The 18,512-nt window shown below is 70.2% G+C and carries 18 protein-coding genes; 16 read left to right on the top strand and 2 right to left on the bottom strand.

Translation table 11 applies throughout. The features are described 5' to 3' along the window. Positions 1–102 precede the first annotated feature (102 nt). The 10 genes from alr (at position 103) to AB0G04_RS16925 (ending at position 9,672) form a co-directional block, all read left to right on the top strand. The gene (gene alr / locus AB0G04_RS16970) at positions 103–1,224 is read left to right on the top strand and encodes an alanine racemase (RefSeq protein WP_360983005.1); all 1,122 of its coding nucleotides are present in this window, start codon (positions 103–105) and stop codon (positions 1,222–1,224) included. Beyond that, complete coding sequence (locus tag AB0G04_RS16965; protein ID WP_360983003.1) at positions 1,221–2,291, top strand: alpha/beta hydrolase; 1,071 nt, start codon at positions 1,221–1,223, stop codon at positions 2,289–2,291. Before alr ends, AB0G04_RS16965 begins: the two co-directional genes overlap by 4 nt. Next, positions 2,288–2,737 carry a tRNA (adenosine(37)-N6)-threonylcarbamoyltransferase complex ATPase subunit type 1 TsaE gene (gene tsaE, locus AB0G04_RS16960; protein WP_360983001.1) on the top strand — a complete coding sequence of 150 codons (450 nt, stop codon included), beginning with the start codon at positions 2,288–2,290 and terminating at the stop codon, positions 2,735–2,737. Before AB0G04_RS16965 ends, tsaE begins: the two co-directional genes overlap by 4 nt. Then, positions 2,734–3,417 carry a uracil-DNA glycosylase gene (gene ung / locus AB0G04_RS16955; protein WP_360982999.1) on the top strand — a complete coding sequence of 228 codons (684 nt, stop codon included), beginning with the start codon at positions 2,734–2,736 and terminating at the stop codon, positions 3,415–3,417. The genes tsaE and ung overlap by 4 nt, the downstream gene beginning before the upstream one ends. Positions 3,418–3,427: 10 nt before the next feature. Continuing rightward, on the top strand, positions 3,428–4,159 hold the full coding sequence (gene tsaB, locus AB0G04_RS16950; protein ID WP_360982997.1) for a tRNA (adenosine(37)-N6)-threonylcarbamoyltransferase complex dimerization subunit type 1 TsaB: 732 nt from the start codon (positions 3,428–3,430) through the stop codon (positions 4,157–4,159). Positions 4,160–4,170: 11 nt separating this feature from the next. Further along, positions 4,171–4,608, top strand: a complete 438-nt coding sequence (gene rimI, locus AB0G04_RS16945; RefSeq protein WP_360982995.1) for a ribosomal protein S18-alanine N-acetyltransferase — start codon at positions 4,171–4,173, stop codon at positions 4,606–4,608. Next, entirely contained in the window at positions 4,601–5,653 is a 1,053-nt protein-coding gene (tsaD, locus tag AB0G04_RS16940) for a tRNA (adenosine(37)-N6)-threonylcarbamoyltransferase complex transferase subunit TsaD (RefSeq protein ID WP_360982993.1), read from the top strand. Before rimI ends, tsaD begins: the two co-directional genes overlap by 8 nt. A gap of 177 nt (positions 5,654–5,830) precedes the next feature. Beyond that, complete coding sequence (locus AB0G04_RS16935) at positions 5,831–6,085, top strand: hypothetical protein (RefSeq protein ID WP_106315513.1); 255 nt, start codon at positions 5,831–5,833, stop codon at positions 6,083–6,085. A 42-nt stretch (positions 6,086–6,127) separates the two neighbouring features. Next, a complete protein-coding gene (locus AB0G04_RS16930; RefSeq protein WP_360982990.1) occupies positions 6,128–7,855 on the top strand; it encodes an ABC transporter ATP-binding protein in 1,728 nt (575 codons plus the stop codon). Continuing rightward, positions 7,852–9,672 (top strand): ABC transporter ATP-binding protein, encoded by a 1,821-nt coding sequence (locus AB0G04_RS16925; RefSeq protein WP_360982988.1) that lies wholly within the window; start codon positions 7,852–7,854, stop codon positions 9,670–9,672. The genes AB0G04_RS16930 and AB0G04_RS16925 overlap by 4 nt, the downstream gene beginning before the upstream one ends. A gap of 10 nt (positions 9,673–9,682) precedes the next feature. Here AB0G04_RS16925 and groL read toward each other — a convergent pair whose 3' ends face one another. Together groL and groES are read right to left on the bottom strand one after the other, a co-directional pair. Beyond that, a complete protein-coding gene (gene groL, locus AB0G04_RS16920; RefSeq protein WP_360982986.1) occupies positions 9,683–11,335 on the bottom strand; it encodes a chaperonin GroEL in 1,653 nt (550 codons plus the stop codon). 72 nt (positions 11,336–11,407) lie between these two features. After that, the gene (gene groES, locus AB0G04_RS16915; RefSeq protein WP_092548647.1) at positions 11,408–11,722 is read right to left on the bottom strand and encodes a co-chaperone GroES; all 315 of its coding nucleotides are present in this window, start codon (positions 11,720–11,722) and stop codon (positions 11,408–11,410) included. A 216-nt stretch (positions 11,723–11,938) separates the two neighbouring features. On the opposite strand from groES, the gene AB0G04_RS16910 reads away from it, so the two are divergent. The 6 genes from AB0G04_RS16910 (at position 11,939) to AB0G04_RS16885 (ending at position 18,468) form a co-directional block, all read left to right on the top strand. After that, positions 11,939–13,132 (top strand): class I SAM-dependent methyltransferase, encoded by a 1,194-nt coding sequence (locus AB0G04_RS16910; protein ID WP_360982984.1) that lies wholly within the window; start codon positions 11,939–11,941, stop codon positions 13,130–13,132. Between the two features lie 9 nt (positions 13,133–13,141). After that, complete coding sequence (gene ybaK / locus AB0G04_RS16905; protein WP_360982982.1) at positions 13,142–13,633, top strand: Cys-tRNA(Pro) deacylase; 492 nt, start codon at positions 13,142–13,144, stop codon at positions 13,631–13,633. 326 nt (positions 13,634–13,959) lie between these two features. Further along, entirely contained in the window at positions 13,960–15,069 is a 1,110-nt protein-coding gene (locus tag AB0G04_RS16900; RefSeq protein ID WP_360982980.1) for a substrate-binding domain-containing protein, read from the top strand. A 115-nt stretch (positions 15,070–15,184) separates the two neighbouring features. Beyond that, on the top strand, positions 15,185–15,988 hold the full coding sequence (locus tag AB0G04_RS16895) for an ATP-binding cassette domain-containing protein (protein ID WP_360982978.1): 804 nt from the start codon (positions 15,185–15,187) through the stop codon (positions 15,986–15,988). Next, positions 15,985–17,244, top strand: a complete 1,260-nt coding sequence (locus AB0G04_RS16890; protein WP_360982976.1) for an ABC transporter permease — start codon at positions 15,985–15,987, stop codon at positions 17,242–17,244. Before AB0G04_RS16895 ends, AB0G04_RS16890 begins: the two co-directional genes overlap by 4 nt. Before the next feature lie 45 nt (positions 17,245–17,289). Next, entirely contained in the window at positions 17,290–18,468 is a 1,179-nt protein-coding gene (locus AB0G04_RS16885; protein WP_360982974.1) for an ROK family transcriptional regulator, read from the top strand. The last annotated feature ends 44 nt before the right edge of the window (positions 18,469–18,512 follow it).

The raw sequence follows: 18,512 nt of genomic DNA, 5'->3' as shown, positions 1-18,512 counted from the left end.
GGGTTCCGGGCCGCGCCGAACCGCGCCGGATCCCGCCGGGGCGAGCGGCGGTGTCCTGGCCTGACCGAATGAAATTGTCATACGCCTCAGTAGGGTGGAGGCATGTGGCAGGCCGAAGTCCGCGTCGATCTGGACGCGATCCGGGACAACGTCGCGATGCTGTGCGCCCGCACCTCAGCCGAGGTGCTGGTGGCGGTCAAGGCCGACGGCTACGGGCACGGCCTGGTGCCGTCCGCCCGGGCCGCGCTCGCCGGTGGCGCCGCCTGGCTGGGCGTCGCCACCCTCGACGAGGCGCTCACACTGCGCCGGTCGGGCATCGACGCGCCGGTCCTGGCCTGGCTGCTGACCCCCGGCCTGGCGCTGCACGAGGCGGTCGGAGCCGGCGTCGAGCTGGGCGCCGCGAGCACCGGCCTGATCGACGAGCTGGTGGCCGCCGCCCGCCGGGCCGGCCGCCCGGCCCGGGCGCACCTCAAGCTCGACACCGGCCTGTCCCGTGGCGGCGCGGTCGCCGCCGAGTGGCCGGCCCTGCTGGAGGCGGCAGCAAAGGCCCACGCCTCCGGTGACCTGGAGGCGGTCGGCGTGTGGAGCCACTTCGCCTGCGCCGACGAGCCGGGCCACGAGTCGATCGACCGTCAGCTGGCCGCCTTCCACGAAGGGCTGGCGCTGGCCGCCTCCTACGGCATCGAGCCGCGATATCGGCACATCGCCAACTCGGCCGCCCTGCTGACCCGGCCGGACACGCACTTCGACCTGGTCCGGGCCGGTATCGCGGCGTACGGCCTGTCGCCGATCGCGGGGGAGACCTACGGCCTGCGGCCGGCCATGACGGCCCGGGCACGGGTGATGCTCGCCAAGCGGGTGCCGGCCGGGCAGGGTGTGTCCTACGGGCTCACCTACACGACGACGCGCGAGACGACGCTGGCGGTGGTGCCGCTGGGATACGGGGACGGGGTGCCCCGGCACGCGTCCAGTGCCGGCCCGGTCCGGGTGGGCGGCACCACGGCCCGGATCGCCGGGCGGGTCTGCATGGACCAGATGGTCGTCGACGTCGGCGACGAGCCGGTGACCGCCGGCGATGTGGCGACGCTGTTCGGCCCGGGCGACGACGGCGAACCGACCGCCGACGACTGGGCGGCCGCCACCGGCACGATCAACTACGAGATCGTCACGCGGTTCGGCAGCAGCCGGGTGCCACGTCACTACGTCGGGGAGGCAGCCCGATGAGGAAGCGTTCGCGGGTCGCCAAGAACGCCGGCATATTCGGGGCCGTGGTCGGTGTGGCCGCGGCCGGTCTGGCCACCGCGTTCGCCGTGGAGCGTGCGCTGGTGCGCCGCTCGGTCAACGCACCCGGTGACCCCTTCGTCGAGGAGCCCTTCGGCGACCAGCCCTTCGACAAGGAGCTGACGGTCACCGCGGCCGACGGCACCGACCTGCACGTCGAGATCATCGAGCCGGAGGGCGCGCCCGACGAGCCGACCATCGTCTTCGTGCACGGGTTCGCCCTCGACATGGGCACCTTCTACTTCCAGCGCAAGGCGCTCGCCGAGCATGGTTCGCACCGGCTGGTCTTCTACGACCAGCCGGGTCACGGCCGGTCCAGCAAACTGAGGTCCGGCACCTATGATCTGGCCGCGCTCGGCCGTTCACTGGCCGCGGTGCTGACCGAGGCGGTTCCGGAGGGCCGGATCATCCTGGTCGGCCACTCGATGGGTGGCATGACGATCATGGCATTCGCCGAGCAGTTCCCGGCCTGGTTCGGTAACCGGGTGACCGGCGTGGTTCTGATCTCGACCTCGGCGGGACTCTTCGACAAGGCCAAGCTGGGCATCACCAACGTGGTCGCCCGGGTGAGCGCACCGTTCTTCCCGCTCTGGGACAAGGCCGCCCAGCTCGGCGGCGGCACCATCGACCGCGCCCGGGTCGCATCGTCGGACCTGGCCTGGCTGCTGACCCGGCGGTACGGGTTCGGCGAGACCAAACCCAGCCCGTCGCTGGTGACGTTCGTGGAGAGCATGAATTCGAGGACGTCGGCGGAGACCCTGACGAAATACCTGCAGACCCTCTACACGCACAACCGGTTTCCGGCGCTCTCCGCGTTGCGCGGTGTCCCGGTGCTGGTCGTCGTCGGAGACCGTGACTATCTGACTCCGGTGACCCACTCCGAGCAGATCATCGAGAACCTGCCCGAGGCCGAGCTGCTCAAGATCGAGAACAGCGGCCATGTGGTGATGCTGGAGAAGGCCGATCAGGTCAACGCCGCGCTGATCCCCTTCCTGGAGAAACTGACGTGAAGCTGAAGACCGTCGAGGACACCCGTGAGTTCGGGCGGCGCCTCGCGGGTGTGCTGCGCCCCGGTGACCTGGTGCTGCTCACCGGGCCGCTCGGCGCCGGCAAGACGGCCATGGCGCAGGGCATCGGCGCCGGTCTGGGCGTGCAGGGGCCGATCACCTCGCCGACGTTCGTGATCGCCCGGGTGCACCGGGGCCCGGTCCCGCTGGTGCACGCGGACGCCTATCGTCTCGGCGACCGGCCGGATCCGCGCGCCGAAATCGACGACCTCGACCTGGACGCCTCGGCCGACGACGCGGTCACCGTCGTCGAGTGGGGCGTCGGTCTGGTGGAGCAACTCAACGACGAATACCTGCAGGTCCGTCTGGACCGGCTGGACGACGACACCCGCACCGTCGAATTGCTGCCGCACGGTGGCGACTGGGCACACCGACTGGAGACCATGTGAACCTGATCGAGCAGCTGCCGGCCGAGTGGCGAGCCGAGCTGACCCCCCACCTCGACGCCGCCGCGACCACCGCTCTGGGTGAGTGGGTGGCCGAGGAATACGCGACGCAGACCGTCTACCCGCCGGTGGAGGACCTGTTCGCGGCGTACCGGCTGTGCTCACCGGCTCAGACCCGCGTGCTGATCCTCGGTCAGGACCCCTATCACGGCCCCGGTCAGGCGCACGGCTTGAGCTTCAGCGTGCGTGACGGGGTGCGCCGGCCGCCGTCGCTGAGCAACATCTTCAAGGAGCTCAACGAGGATCTGAACGTGCCCAAGCCGGCCGGCGGCGACCTGACCGGGTGGGCGAAGCAGGGCGTACTGCTGCTCAACGCGGTTCTGACGGTCCGGGCGGGCAAGGCGGGCTCGCACGGCAACAAGGGCTGGGAGGCGTTCACCGACGCCACCATCAAGGCGCTGAACGAGCGTGACGAGCGGATCGTCTTCATGCTCTGGGGCAGCTACGCGAAGAAGAAGGCGGTGCTGGTCACCAACCCGGCGCACGCGATCCTGGAGGCCGGCCACCCGAGCCCCCTGAATCGGGTGGGGTTCCTCGGCAGCCGGCCGTTCAGCGCGGCGAACAAGGCACTCGCCGACGGCGGCCGGCCGGTCATCGACTGGGACCCGAAGGCCACGGTCTAGGGTTTTCGCTGTGCTTGTACTCGCTCTGGACACCGCAACACCCGCGTCGACCGCCGCGCTCGTCGAGGTGACCGCGGACGGTTTGGCCGGTGTGGCCGAGCGGCGCACCGTCGATCCGCGCGCCCACGGGGAGAAGCTCGCCCCGGAGATCGCCGCGGTCCTCGCCGACTCCGGTCACCGTCCGCGCGACCTCACCGCGATCGTCGCCGGGCTGGGGCCGGGGCCGTTCACCGGCTTGCGGGTCGGCCTGGCCACCGCGGCGAGCATGGGGCAGGCGCTGGGCATCCCCACCTACGGGGTGTGCTCGCTCGATGCCCTGGGGCGGGCGGCGGGTCCGGGACGCGTACTGATCGCCACCGATGCGCGGCGGCGTGAGGTCTACTTCGCGACGTATGCCGACGGCGAGCGGCTGACCGGTCCCGAGGTTGCCAAGCCCGCCGACGTCGCGGTGCTGCTGCGGGGCGCGGTCGGCGGGGCGCTTCCGGCGGGCGTGCTGATCCCCGGGGGTACGACCATGACCGACCTGGCCGATCGGGCCGCCGGTGAGGGCGCTCTGAAGTACGGCGACGTGTTCGGGCTGCCGGTCGAGGAGCACCTGCTCTACCCGCCGGGTGCCGCCCTGGTCGCCTTCGCGGCCGACCGGATCCGGCAGGGCGCACCGGGTGAGGCGCTCACCCCGCTGTACCTGCGCCGGCCGGACGCGGTCGAGCCGTCGGCCCGCAAATCGGTGCTGACCCGATGACCCCCGGATCGGTGACGGAGCGTTTCCGCTGGTGGCACATCGAGGAGGTGCTGCCGATCGAGGAGGATCTCTTCGGTCCGGAGAAGTGGTCGGCAGCGATGTTCTGGAACGAACTGGCGACCGGTCAGTTCTATCTCGTGACGCTCGATGACAACGGGAGTGTGATCGGTTACGCCGGTCTGTCCGTCGTGGACGAACACGAGTCGTGGGTGCAGAACATCGCGGTCCGCCGGGACGCTCAGCGCCGTGGTCTCGGCCGGGTGCTGCTGGAGGCGCTGCTCGCCGAGGCGGCCCGCCGCGGTACCCGCAAGACGCTGCTCGAGGTGGCGGTCGACAACGCCCCGGCGCAGCGGCTCTACGGGAGTTACGACTTCGAGCCGGTCGGCATCCGGCGCGGCTACTACCAACCCAGCAACACGGACGCCCTGGTGATGATGCGCAATGCGTGACGAACCCCTGGTTCTCGGGATCGAGACCTCCTGCGACGAGACCGGTGTCGGCATCGTACGCGGGCACACCCTGCTCGCCGACGCGCTCGCGTCCAGCGTGGACCAGCATGCCCGGTTCGGCGGGGTGGTGCCCGAGGTGGCCAGTCGCGCGCACCTGGAGGCACTGGTCCCGACCATGCAGCGGGCCCTCGACGAGGCCGGGGTGACCCTCGCCGACGTCGACGCGATCGCGGTCACCAGTGGACCCGGTCTGGCCGGTGCACTGCTCGTCGGGGTGGCGGCCGCGAAAGGCTATGCACTTGCCGCCGAGAAGCCGATCTACGGCGTCAACCACCTGGCCGCGCACGTGGCGGTGGACACTCTGGAGCACGGCCCGCTGCCCGAGCCGGCGGTGGCGATGCTGGTGTCCGGCGGACACTCGTCGCTGCTGCTGGTCGACGATCTGACGGCGGGCGTCACCCCGCTCGGCGCGACCATCGACGACGCCGCCGGCGAAGCCTTCGACAAGGTGGCCCGGCTGCTCGGCCTCGGCTTCCCGGGAGGTCCGATCATCGACCGGTCGGCGCGCGACGGCGATCCGGGTTCGATCGCGTTCCCGCGGGGCCTGACCGCGCCGAAGGATCTTGCCGCGCACCGGTTCGACTTCTCGTTCTCGGGGCTCAAGACGGCGGTGGCCCGCTGGGTGGAGAGCCGGGAACGGGCCGGGGAGCCGGTGCCGGTGGCGGACGTGTCGGCGAGTTTCCAGGAGGCGGTCTGTGATGTGCTGACCGCGAAGGCGATCGACGCGTGCCGGTCGAACGGAGTGAACACCCTGGTCATCGGGGGTGGGGTGGCGGCGAATTCGCGGCTGCGGGTGCTGGCCGAGGAGCGTGCGTCGCGATACGGGATCGCGGTCCGCGTACCGCGGCCGGGCCTCTGCACGGACAACGGTGCCATGGTGGCCGCGCTCGGTTCGCACCTGGTGTCGGCCGGCGTCGCACCGAGCCGCCTCGATCTCCCGGCGGATTCGGCGATGAGCCTCACGGAGATCAGCGTTCCCGGCTGAATGAGGCAGCGTCCGTAGTCCCGGCTGCGTGGTGATTGGCGCCCGTATGCGGACCACACCTCACCACGTTGCCGGCTGAACGATCGGCGGGAGCACGGTGCCGCACGATGGCGGGAGGCGCGGGTGCGGCCGGGGTTGGGTTTGACCGGGGTCAGTGTGCCGGGGTAGGAAGCGTTCATGATCGCGCGGATGTGGGAGGTGCGGGCCTCGCGTAGTGGCTTCGACGAGCTGCTGGCCTGGGTCTGCGACACGGCGGTGCCTGCCTTGGAGGTACTGCCACAACATGTGTCGAGTGACGTCTATTCGTCCACCGATCATCGCATCGTCGTCATCACCAAATGGCGCAACTCCCCGGAGAACATGCGCACCCCACCGGAGAACCTGGTGGCGCGCGCTCCGCACGTCTGGGATTTCAACCCCGTCGATCGCTGACCGGTCGCCTCCGCGCACCCGGGCCCTTAACGTCGGGTCCTGATGCGAAGACTGCCAGTGACCGATCCCGGTACGCCCGACTCCCGATCCGCCACCCGATATCTGCTCTGGCTGATCCGGCGTTCCCGCCTGACGGTCGCGGTCGCGGCCCTGCTGGCGATCGCCTGGATGGGATGCCAGTCACTGGTGCCCGCCGTCGTCGGCCTGGCTGTGGACGCCGCCGTGGCCCGCGACGGGCCGGCCCTGGCCGCCTGGGCGTCGGTGCTGTTCGGTGTGGGGCTGCTGCAGGCGCTCACCGGCATCGCCCGGCACCGGTTCGCGGTCACCAACTGGCTGTCGGCCGCGTTCCGGACGGTGCAGGTGGTGGTGCGGCAGGCGAACCGGCTCGGCTCCACCCTGCCGCGGCGTCTGGCCGCCGGTGAGGTGGTCGCCATCGGCACCTCGGACATCACCCACATCGGCGGTGCGGTCGACATCACCTCCCGAGGTGTCGGCTCCCTGCTGGCCGTGATCACCGTGACGATTCTGCTGCTGAACAGTTCGGTGCCGCTGGGATTGGTGGTGCTTGTCGGCGTACCCATGTTGATGTTGGTGGTGGGGGTCTTGATCCCGCCGTTGCACCGGCGTCAGAGGGCCTACCGGGACCGGCAGGGCCGGCTGACCGGACGCGCCGCGGATCTGGTCGGCGGGCTGCGGGTACTGCGCGGGGTGGGCGGCGAGGCGGTGATGGCGGCGCGGTACCGCACCGAGTCGCGGGCGCTGAGCGAGGCCGGCGTGCACACCGCGCGGATCGAGTCGCTGCTGGAGGCGGCGCAGGTGCTGCTGCCGGGCGTCTTCCTGGTGCTGGTCACGTGGCTGGGTGCACGTTTCGCGGTGGACGGGCGGATCACCCTGGGGCAGCTCGTGGCGTTCTACGCCTACGCCGCGTTCCTGGTCGCGCCGCTGCGCCAGCTCACCGAGGCGATCGACAAGATCACCCGCGGCCATGTGGCGAGCCGCCGCGTGGTGACGATGCTGAGGGAACGCAGCGATCTTCCGGATCCTCCGGATCCGCGGCCGCTTCCGGTGGGCGAGCTGGTGGATCCCGATTCGGGCGTACGGGTGACGCCCGGCCGCCTCACCGCGATCGCCGCCACGACTCCCGCCGCCGCGGCCCGGATAGCCGATCGTCTCGGCCGGTACGCCGACGGCGCCATCCTGGGTGATGTCCCGCTGGCCGCCGCCGCGATGTCGGACGTACGGGAACGGATCCTCGTGGCCGACAACGAGGCCGCCCTGTTCTCCGGGCGGTTGCGTTCCGACCTGGACCCGGAGGGCCGGGGCACCCTGCCGGAGGCGCTGGCCGCCGCCGAGGCGACCGAGGCGGTGGACGCGCTGCCGTCCGGTGCCGACACCGTGATGGCCGATCGTGGCCGGTCGTTCTCCGGCGGCCAGCGGCAGCGGCTGCGGCTGGCACGCGCGCTGGTCACCGATCCGGAGGTGCTGATCCTGGTGGAGCCGACGAACGCGGTGGACGCCTACACCGAGGCCCGGATCGCCGAGCGGCTGCGGGCGGCACGGGCCGGCCGGACCACGGTGCTCTGCACCACCAGCCCGTTGCTGCTGAGCCGGGCCGATCGGGTCTGCTTCGTCGAGAACGGCCGGGCGGTGGCGACGGGTCCGCACACCGAACTGCTGCGCACCGAACCGGGTTACGCCCGGCTCGTGCTGCGCGACAACGACCCGCCGCCGGAGGAGAAGAGTGGGGAAGCCGGCGAGGAGACGTCATGAGCCGGCCGTTGCCGGTGGCGAGTACCGCGCAGGCCCGCCGGTACGCACGCGATCTGATCCGCCGGTATCCGGCCCTGTTCCGGGCCACGATCTGCCTGCACGTGGCCGCGGCGGTGGCCGGCCTGGCGGGCCCGCGTCTGCTCGGTGACCTGGTGCAGGGTGTCCACGACGGCGTACCGATGTCGGCATTGGATCGTCTGGCGCTCGCGATCGCAGGGTTCGTACTGGTCCAGGCGGTGCTGATCCGTTTCGCGCATCTGGCCTCGGCCCGGCTGGGGGAGCGGGTGCTGGCCCGGCTGCGGGAGGAGTTCATCACCCGCGTGCTGGCGCTGCCACTGTCCAGGGTGGAGGCGGCCGGCACCGGTGACCTCCTGACCCGGGCCACGCGGGACGTGGACGCACTGTCCAAGTGCGTCCGTTTCGCCGTCCCGGAAACGCTCATCGCGATGATCACGCTTTGTCTCGTGGTCGGCGCACTGATACTGGTCAGCCCGGTGTTCGCGGTGCCCCTGCTGATCGGAGTGCCGATCATGGTGGCCGGGACACGCTGGTACCTGCGGCACGCGCCGGCCGGCTACCTGCGGCAGAACGCCGCCTACTCGGACGTGACCGAGGGCCTGACCGAGACGGTGGAGAGCGCCCGTACGGTCGAGGCGCTGGGCCGGCAGCGGCAGCGGATCGGACGCACCGACGTCGACCTGCGGCGATCCTGGCGGGCCGAGCGGTACACGCTGCGCCTGCGGACCATCTGGTGGCCGGTGATCGAGATCAGCTACGTGGTGCCGATGGTGCTCACCCTCCTCGCCGGTGGCTGGCTCTACCTGCACGGCCGGGTGACCCTGGGCGCTTTCACCGCGGCGGTGATCTACGTCCAGCAGTTGGTCGATCCGCTGGACCGGCTGGTCGGCTGGCTCGACGAACTGGAGGTGGGTGCGGCTGCACTGGCCCGGCTGCTCGGCGTGACGGCCGATCCGGTCCCGCCGGGCAGTGACGTCTCCCGCCCGCAGGACAACCGGATCGTGGTACGCGACGTGCGGTTCGCCTACGAGCCCGGACGTGAGGTGCTGCACGGCGTCGATCTGGCCCTCGAGCCGGGCGAACGGCTCGCTGTCGTCGGGATCTCCGGGGCCGGCAAGTCGACGCTGGGCCGTCTGCTGGCCGGCGTCCACCGGCCCACCTCGGGCAGCGTCACGGTGGGCGGCGTTCCGCTGGCCGCGCTTCCGCCCGACCGCCTGCGCACCGAGGTCGCTCTGGTCACCCAGGAACATCATGTCTTCATCGGTACGCTGCGCGACAACGTCGCCATGGTCCGGCCGGCCGCGCAGGAGGGCGAGATCCGGGCCGCGCTCACCGCGGTGCAGGCCCTCACCTGGGTGGACGCCCTGCCCAACGGCCTGGACACGCTTGTCGGCTCCGGTGGGTACCTGTTGTCGCCGGCGCAGGCGCAGCAGGTGGCGCTGGCCCGGCTGGTGATCGCCGACCCGCACACGCTGGTCCTCGACGAGGCGACCGCCATGCTCGACCCGCGGGCCGCCCGTGACCTGGAGAGGTCCCTCGCGGCCGTGGTGAGTGGACGGACCGTGGTCGCGATCGCGCACCGGCTCTTCTCCGCGCACGACGCCGACCGGGTGGCGGTGATGGCCGACGGCCGCATCGTGGAGCTGGGATCGCACGACGAGCTCGTGGCCGCGGGTGGGGCGTACGCGCGGCTGTGGAACTCCTGGCAGGGCAGCGGAAGTTCGGGGCCGGGCAGTGGGAGCTCAGGGCCGGGCGGTGCCACGAAAAAGGCGCGCCCGGAAGGCGCGCCTTTCCCTTAGGTGTCCCGGGTCAGAAGCCAGGACCGTGCTGGTGGCCGTGCCCGTGCCCGTGGCTGTGGCCGTGCCCACCGTCGGCGGCGGGGGCCGGCTCGGCCGGCTTCTCCACCACGAGGCTCTCGGTGGTCAGCAGGAGCCCGGCGATCGAGACGGCGTTGGAGACCGCGTTACGGGTCACCTTCACCGGGTCGATGATGCCGGCCGCGGCCAGGTCGACGTACTCGTCGGTGGCGGCGTTGAGGCCGTGGCCCCAGCCCAGCTCGGCGACCTTGCCCACCACGACGTAGCCGTCGTGGCCGGCGTTCTGCGCGATCCAGCGCAGCGGCTCGACGAGCGCCTTGCGGACGATGCCGACGCCGAGCGCCTCCTCGCCGGTCAGGCCGAGGTTGCCGTCGAGCTCCGAGACGACCTGCGCGAGGGCCGCGCCGCCACCGGGGACGGTGCCTTCCTCGACGGCCGCCTTGGTCGCCGCGATGGCGTCCTCGATGCGGTGCTTGCGCTCCTTCATCTCGACCTCGGTGGCCGCGCCGACCTTGATCACCGCGACGCCGCCGGAGAGCTTCGCCAGCCGCTCCTGCAGCTTCTCGCGGTCCCAGTCGGAGTCGGACGCCTCGATCTCCTTGCGGATCTGCGAGACCCGTTCGGAGACGTCGGAGGAGTTACCGCCACCGTCGACGATGGTGGTGTTCTCCTTGTCGACGACGATGCGCCGGGCGCTGCCCAGCGACTCGATGCCGACCTGGTCGAGCTTGTAGCCGAGCTCGGGCGCGATCAGCTCACCGCCGGTGGCGATCGCCAGGTCCTGCAGGATCGCCTTGCGGCGGTCACCGAAGCCGGGCGCCTTCACCGCGACGACCTTGATGGTCTTGCGCAGCGAGTTGACCACCAGGGTGGACAGGGCCTGGCCCTCGACGTCCTCCGCGACGATCAGCAGCGGCTTGCTGGTCTGCAGCACCTTCTCCAGCAGCGGGAGCAGCTCCTCGATGCTGGAGATCTTCTGCGTGGTGAGGAGGATGTGCGCGTCCTCCAGCACCGCCTCCTGCGACTCCGCATCGGTCACGAAGTTCGGCGAGATGAAGCCCTTGTCGAACTGGAGACCCTCGGTCACCTCGAGCTCGGTCTGCAGCGCCGAGCCCTCCTCGACGGTGATGACGCCGTCGCGGCCGACCCGGTCCATCGCCTCGGCGATCAGCTCGCCGATGGTGGCGTCCTGCGCCGAGATGGTGGCCACGTTGGCGATCGCCTTGTGGTCGGCGACCTCGACGGCCTTGGCCAGCAGCGCCTTGGAGACGGCCTCGGACGCCTGGTCCATGCCGCGCTTGAGGCCGATCGGGTTGGCACCGGCGGTCACGTTGCGCAGGCCCTCGCGGACCAGCGCCTGCGCGAGCACGGTCGCCGTTGTGGTCCCGTCACCGGCGACGTCGTTGGTCTTGGTCGCCACCTCCTTGACGAGCTGGGCGCCAAGGTTCTCGTACGGGTCGGTGAGCTCGATCTCCTTGGCGATGGTGACACCGTCGTTGGTGATCGTGGGAGCGCCGAACTTCTTGTCCAGGACGACGTTGCGACCGCGCGGGCCGAGGGTGACCTTGACCGTGTCGGCGAGGGTGTTGACGCCGTGCTCCAGAAGGTGCCGGGCGTTGTCGGAGAAACTCAGGATCTTCGCCATGAATGGTCCCTTCACGCACTACCGCCCCGGTCCGGGCGAACCCGGACCGAGGCGGTCAGCACTGTCAGTAGGTCACTTCTCGATGACCGCGAGGACGTCGCGGGCGGAGAGCACCAGGTACTCCTCGCCGGCGTACTTGACCTCAGTGCCGCCGTACTTCGAGTACAGGACCACGTCGCCGACATTGACGTCGAGCGGGACGCGGTTGCCCTTGTCGTCGATCCGGCCGGGGCCGACGGCAAGGACGGTGCCCTCCTGGGGCTTCTCCTTGGCGGTGTCGGGGATCACGATGCCGGACGCGGTGGTCGTCTCAGCCTCGTTCGCCTGGACCACGATGCGGTCCTCGAGCGGCTTGATCGCAACCTTTGTCGCGGTAGTCACGGGCATACCCTCCTGGGTACAGGTTTCGCCGGCCATGAACCAGGCCGGTCAATGCCTCATGCCACCGGGCGGGGCCGTCGTCGCGGGTGCCGGTCCGCCTGGTGCCTAGCTGCCACGGACAGGTCCGGGCGGCTGGCACCCTCATGGTGAGAGTGCTAATCGGAGACTATGCCGGAACTAGCACTCCGTCAACCAGAGTGCCAACCTGTCACGCCAGGGAGAATGCCTGACGTGACACCTGAGCTACTGCGACTTCTGCGTACCCCTGAGGGGTTGAAAGCCCTGGCCGTGGCGGCCGAGGTGGCCGGCGGTGAGCCTCTCGCCGCGGCCTCGGCCCTGCGGGCCCGGGGCTTCGGCGCGGAACTCGCCGCGGCCGCCTTGACCCAGGCTAGTTTGCGCGGGCGCGCCGCGATGAAATTCGGCGAGGACGCTGGCGGGATGTTCTTCACCCGGGCAGGTCTGGAGCAGGCGACCAGGGCGGTCGTGGCCGACCGGCGGGCGGCCCGGCTCGTCGCCGCCGGCGTCGAGACCCTCGTCGACCTGGGGTGCGGGCTGGGTTCGGACGCGCTGGCCGCGGCCCGGCACGGCATCTCGGTCCACGCCGTGGACGCCGACCCCGCCACGGCGGCGGTCGCCGCCGCGAACGCCGAGGCGGCCGGTCTCGCCGGCCGGATCACCGTGGAGTGCGCCGACGCCACGACGGTTCCCGTGGAGCGGTACGACGCGGTCTTCGCCGACCCGGCCCGCCGGCAGGCCGGTCGTGGCCGGGTGTTCGACCCGAAGGCGTACTCGCCGCCGTGGGACTTCATCGCAGGCCTGCCCCGGCGGGTTCCGCGTACGGTGCTCAAACTCGCACCCGGCATCGACCACGGGCTGCTGCCGGGGGGCGCCGAGGGGGAGTGGGTGAGTGTGGGCGGCGACCTGGTCGAGGCCGCCTTCTGGTGCGGCCCGCTGGCCGAGGTACCGCGCCGGGCCGTCCTGCTCGGTCCTCGCGCCGATGCGGCCGTTTTAACCGGGGCCGGCAACAAACCCGCTGAGGTGGGGCCGGTCGGGGCCTGGATCTACGATCCCGATCCGGCGGTGGTGCGCTCCCATCTGGTGGCCGAGTTCGCCGAGTCGGTCGGAGGGCGGCTGGCCGATCCGCAGATCGCCTACGTCTACACCGACGACCCGGTGGACACGCCGTTCGCCCGGCGGCTGGGGGTGACCGAGATGCTCCCGTTCTCGCTGAAGCGGCTGCGGGCACTGCTGCGGGAGCGTGGTGTCGGGGTGCTGGAGATCCGTAAGCGGGGCTCCGCGCTGGTGCCCGATCAGCTGCGCAAGGACCTGCGGCTGTCCGGGCCGAACACGGCCGGACTGGTGCTGACGCGTGTCGAGGGGGCACCGGTCGCGCTGCTGACCACCTCGGCGATGTAGTTTGCGCGCATGGCCAAGAAAGCGGCCGGTACGCCGGCCACCGTCTTGCTGAACGCGGAGCGGGTGGCGCACACCCTGCATCCGTACGACGTCTCCCCGGACTCGCCCAACTACGGGGCCCTCGTGGCCGAGGCGCTGGGTGTGGCGCCGGAGCAGCTGTTCAAGACGCTGGTCGCCGAGGTCGACGGCGGTCTCGTGGTGGGTGTCGTCCCGGTCACCGGTGACCTCGATCTGAAGGCGCTCGCGTCCGCTGCCGGGGGTAAGCGTGCCGCGCTTGCCGACCGGGCCGCCGCCGAGCGCAGCAGCGGGTACGTCCGCGGCGGGATCAGCCCGCTCGGGCAGCGCAAGCGACTCCCCACGGTGATCGACGACACGGCGTCCGGCCTCGATCTGATGTACGTCTCAGCGGGCCGGCGGGGTCTGCAGGTGTCTCTTGCCCCGGCCGATCTGATCCGGTTGACCAGCGCGATCGTCGCGCCGATCCGGGCGGCCGCATCCTAGTACAGGCGGATAAAAGTCTGTTCTTCGGGTTTCCGCTCACTTTCGGAGCTCGAACTACTTAGCGTTACCTCATGCACGACATCGGGCCATCCCGTGCCGCCCAGCGGTTCCCTGGTGGCACGGCCGTGTTGCCGGATTGTTATCCCTCGTTACGAGATAGACCATCGTTGCCGCTTGTGTTCTCGGCCACCATGGGAATACGTTGCCGGGCACAACAAACCGGTTCCTGAACCATCGGCACCACGGGCAGTAGCGGTTCTCCCAGACACTGCTGTCCTGATTAATCCGAAAAAGGCTCCGGATCACCCCCCGAAAGGACATAAGCGATGCGTAAGGGAATGTTCGCCCTTGCCGCGGCCGGCCTTCTGGCCACCGGGAGCATGGCCGCCTGTGGCAACGACAGCGACGGCGGCTCGGGCACCGGCACCGGCTCGGGCACCTCCTCGGTCGGCAAGGTCGGTGTGATCCTGCCCGACACCAAGAGCTCGGCCCGCTGGGAGACCGCGGACCTGAAGTACCTGACCGAGGCCTTCAAGGCCGCCGGTGTCGAGGCGGAGATCAAGAACGCGCAGGGCGACAAGGCCTCGTTCCAGACCATCGCCGACGGCATGATCCAGAGCGGGGTCAAGGTCCTGATGATCGTCAACCTGGACTCCGGCACCGGCAAGAACGTGCTGGACAACGCCAAGAAGGCCGGCATCGCGACGATCGACTACGACCGTCTCACCCTGAACGGCGGCGCCAACTACTACGTCTCCTTCGACAACGTCGAAGTGGGCAAGCTGCAGGGCCAGGGCCTGATCGACTGCCTCGCCGAGAAGAAGGTGACCAAGCCGGTCATCTCCTACCTCAACGGCTCGCCGACCGACAACAACGCCACCCTGTTCAAGGAGGGCTACGACTCGGTTCTCAAGCCGAAGTTCGACTCCGGTGAGTTCGTCAAGGGTCCGGACGACTCGGTTCCGGACTGGGACAACGCCAAGGGCGGCACGATCTTCGAGCAGCAGCTCACCAAGGACAAGAAGATCACCGGTGTGCTCGCGGCGAACGACGGCCTCGGCAACGCGGCCATCGAGGTACTGAAGACCAACAAGCTCAACGGCACCGTCCCGGTCACCGGCCAGGACGCCACCGTTCAGGGTCTGCAGAACATCCTCGCCGGTGACCAGTGCATGACCGTCTACAAGGCGATCAAGAAGGAGGCCGACGCGGCCGCCCAGCTGGCGATCGCGCTGGCCAAGGGTGAGAAGCCGACCACGGCCACCCAGACCGTGACCGACCCGGAGTCGAAGCAGCCGGTCCAGTCCGTGCTGCTCAAGCCGGAGGCGATCACCAAGGCGAACGTCAAGACCGTCGTCGACGACGGCTTCGTCACCAAGGCCGAGCTCTGCACCGCCGCCTTCGAGAAGGCGTGCACCGACGCGGGCATCAGCTGACCCCTCAGCAACACCGCTGAATCCGGCGACGGCGCCGCCCACGTCCTCGTGGGCGGCGCCGGAGTCGATTCAACGGCCCGAAAACGGTCGGTCACCGAACGAAGGAGAAACATCCGTGGCCGCGACACCCCTACTGGAACTGCGCGGGATCGACAAGAGCTTCGGTCCCGTCCAGGTGCTTCACGATGTCGGCCTCAACGTCTACCCCGGAGAGGTCACCGCACTGGTCGGTGACAACGGTGCCGGTAAGTCGACCCTGGTCAAGTGCATCAGTGGCATCTACACGATCGACGCGGGCACGGTGACCTTCGACGGCAAGCAGGTCGCGATCCACAGCCCGCGCGACGCCTCCGAGCTCGGCATCGAGGTCGTCTACCAGGACCTCGCGCTCTGCGACAACCTGGACATCGTCCAGAACATGTTCCTCGGCCGCGAGAAGAAGCGCGGCATCGTGCTGGACGAGCCGACCATGGAGCAGATGGCCGGCGAGACCCTGGCCAGCCTCTCGGTACGGACTGTCAAGTCGCTGCGACAGCTCGTCGCCAGCCTTTCCGGCGGCCAGCGGCAGACCGTGGCGATCGCCAAGGCCGTGCTCTGGAACAGCCGGGTCGTCATCCTCGACGAGCCGACCGCCGCGCTGGGTGTGGCACAGACCGCCCAGGTGCTCGAGCTGGTCCGCCGGCTGGCCGACAACGGGCTCGGCGTGGTGCTCATCTCGCACAACATGAACGACGTCTTCGCGGTCTCCGACCGGATCGCCGCGCTGTACCTGGGCCGGATGGCCGCGCAGGTCAAGGCGAGCGACGTCACCCACGCGCAGGTCGTCGAGCTGATCACCGGCGGTCGCAGTGGCAACCTGGGCCTCCCGCCGGAGAAGCCCACCGACTTCGTCGACATCACGCCGGGAGTCCAGAAGTGAGCACCACGACCCTCGAGACCGCCGGTGGCGTCAAGGTCGTCAAGCCGACCGTCGCCAGCCACATCCGGGATTACATCGGCCGGATCCGCGGCGGTGACCTCGGCGCGCTGCCCGCCGTTCTGGGCCTGGTCATCCTCGTCCTGATCTTCGGCTCGGCCCGGAGTGACACGTTCTTCAGCGCCGGCAACTTCGCCAACCTGTTCAACCAGGCCGCCGGCGTCACCATGATCGCGATGGGCCTGATCTTCGTCCTGCTGCTGGGCGAGATCGACCTCTCCGCCGGTTTCGCCGCCGGCGTCTGCGGCGCGGTCATGGCGATCCTGCTTACCGAGAAGGGCTACTCCGAGCCGGTCGCGCTCGCGGCCGCGCTCGGCTCCGGCGTCGTGATCGGCCTGCTGCTCGGCTTTCTGGTCTCCAAGGTCGGCATCCCGTCCTTCGTCGTCACGCTGGCCGCCTTCCTGGCCTTCCAGGGTGTTCTGCTGAACATCCTGGGCGAGGGCAAGAACATCTCGATCCCGGACGGCTTCATCAAGTCGCTCAACAAGGACAGCCTGTCGGTCACCTGGAGCTGGATCCTGGCGATCACGGCGGTAGTGATCTTCGCGCTGATCCAGTTCATGCGTTACCGCGGCCGGGCCAAGCGCAACCTGGTCAACGAGCCGATCGGCATCATCCTGCTCCGGATCGGCGGCCTCGCCGCACTGATCCTGATCTCGACCGCGATCCTGACCCAGGAGCGGGCCATCAACCCGGTGATCGCCTCGCTCAAGGGCGTCCCGATCGCCGCGCCGGTGATCGGCGGCTTCCTGGTGCTCTGGACGTTCGTGCTGGGCCGCACCTCGTACGGCCGGCACGTCTACGCCGTCGGCGGCAACGCCGAGGCCTCCCGCCGGGCCGGCATCCCGGTCGACCGGATCCGCATCTCGGTCTTCGTGATCGGCTCCTTCATGGCCGCGGTCGGCGGCGTCATGCTGGTCAGCCGCGCCGGCTCGGTCGACCCGAACACCGGTGGCAGCAGCACCCTGCTGTACGCGGTCGGCGCCGCGGTCATCGGTGGCACCAGCCTCTTCGGCGGCAAGGGCAAGATCATCCACGCGGTGATCGGTGGCGCGGTGATCGCGGTCATCGACAACGGCATGTTCCTGATGGACTTCTCGTCCGGTACCCGTTACATGTTCACCGGTGTGATCCTGCTGATCGCGGCCGGCGTCGATGCCCTGGCCCGTCGCCGCGCGGCGGCGACCGGAAACCGATAGCCGGAATGCGATGAGACTGCCGATGGGGCGGGGGACGGGACGCTGATGCGGGCCGGCCCGAGTCAGGAAGAGGTACGCAAGCACAACCTCGGGACGCTGTTGCGCTACGTCCACATGCACGGCGCGACGTCCCGGGCTGAGCTGACCACCCGGCTCGGCCTCAACCGCAGCACCATCGGCGCGCTCACCGCCGACCTGATCGGCGCCGGCCTCGTCAGCGAGGCGGCACCACGCGAGACCGGCCGGGCCGGACGACCGTCACTTGTCGTCCGGCCCGAGTCGGGGCGCGTGTACGCCTACGCCCTCAGCATCGAGGTGGACCGCCTGCGGGCCGCCCGGGTCGGGCTCGGCGGCCGCATCCTGGAGCAGTACGAGACCGAACGTCCCCGCGGCATGAGCGCCGGCGAGGCGGTCCGTCCGCTGGCCCGTTTCGTCCGCACCATGCGATCCGGGGTTCCGGACGACGGCCGGTGCGTGGGCAGCGCTGTCGCCGTGGCCGGCATGGTGCGCCGGGAGGACGGCCTGATCCGGCTCTCCCCGACGATCGGCTGGGTGGACGAGCCCATCGGTGAGTCGCTGCGTTCCGAGCTCGACGAGTTCGGTCCGCTCAGTGTCGGCAACCACGCCGACGTGTGCGCCCTCGCCGAACACGCCCGGGGCGCCGCGGTCGGCTCCGACAACGTCATCTACCTGTACGGCGACGTCGGTGTCGGCGCCGGCATCGTGGCCGGTGGGCGCCGCGTGCACGGGCACGGCGGCTACGGCGGTGAGGTCGGCCACATGGTCGTCAACCCGTACGGACGTCCGTGCAGCTGCGGTTCGCGCGGCTGCTGGGAGACCGAGATCGGCGAGCACGCGCTGCTGCGTCTCGCCGGCCGGGCCGACCGCAGCGGCGGGGAGGCGGTTCTCGCCGTGGTCGACGCCGCGATGCGCGGGGACAGCTCCGCCCAGCACGCGTTGCGGCAGGTCGGCGACTGGGTCGGGTTCGGTGTCGGCAACCTGGTCAACATCTTCAACCCGGAAGTCGTGATCTTCGGTGGCACGCTGCGGGACGTCTACCTCGGGGCCGCGGCCCAGATCCGCAGCCGGCTCAACGCGGTGGGGCTGCCCGCCTGCCGGGAGCACGTCCGCTTGCGCACCCCGGAACTGGGCCCAGACGCGGCCCTGATCGGCGCCGCCGAACTGGCTTTCGAACATTTGCTCGACGACCCGCTCGTACCCTGATCAGAGGCCACATCTCCACCGTCGTGACGGGACGTTGCCGGCGA

It is taken from the genome of Actinoplanes sp. NPDC023801, assembly GCF_040639655.1.
Taxonomy (GTDB): Bacteria; Actinomycetota; Actinomycetes; order Mycobacteriales; family Micromonosporaceae; genus Actinoplanes.
Note: the sequence above shows the minus strand (reverse complement) of the source record. Positions and strands in the feature narration are given on the sequence as shown.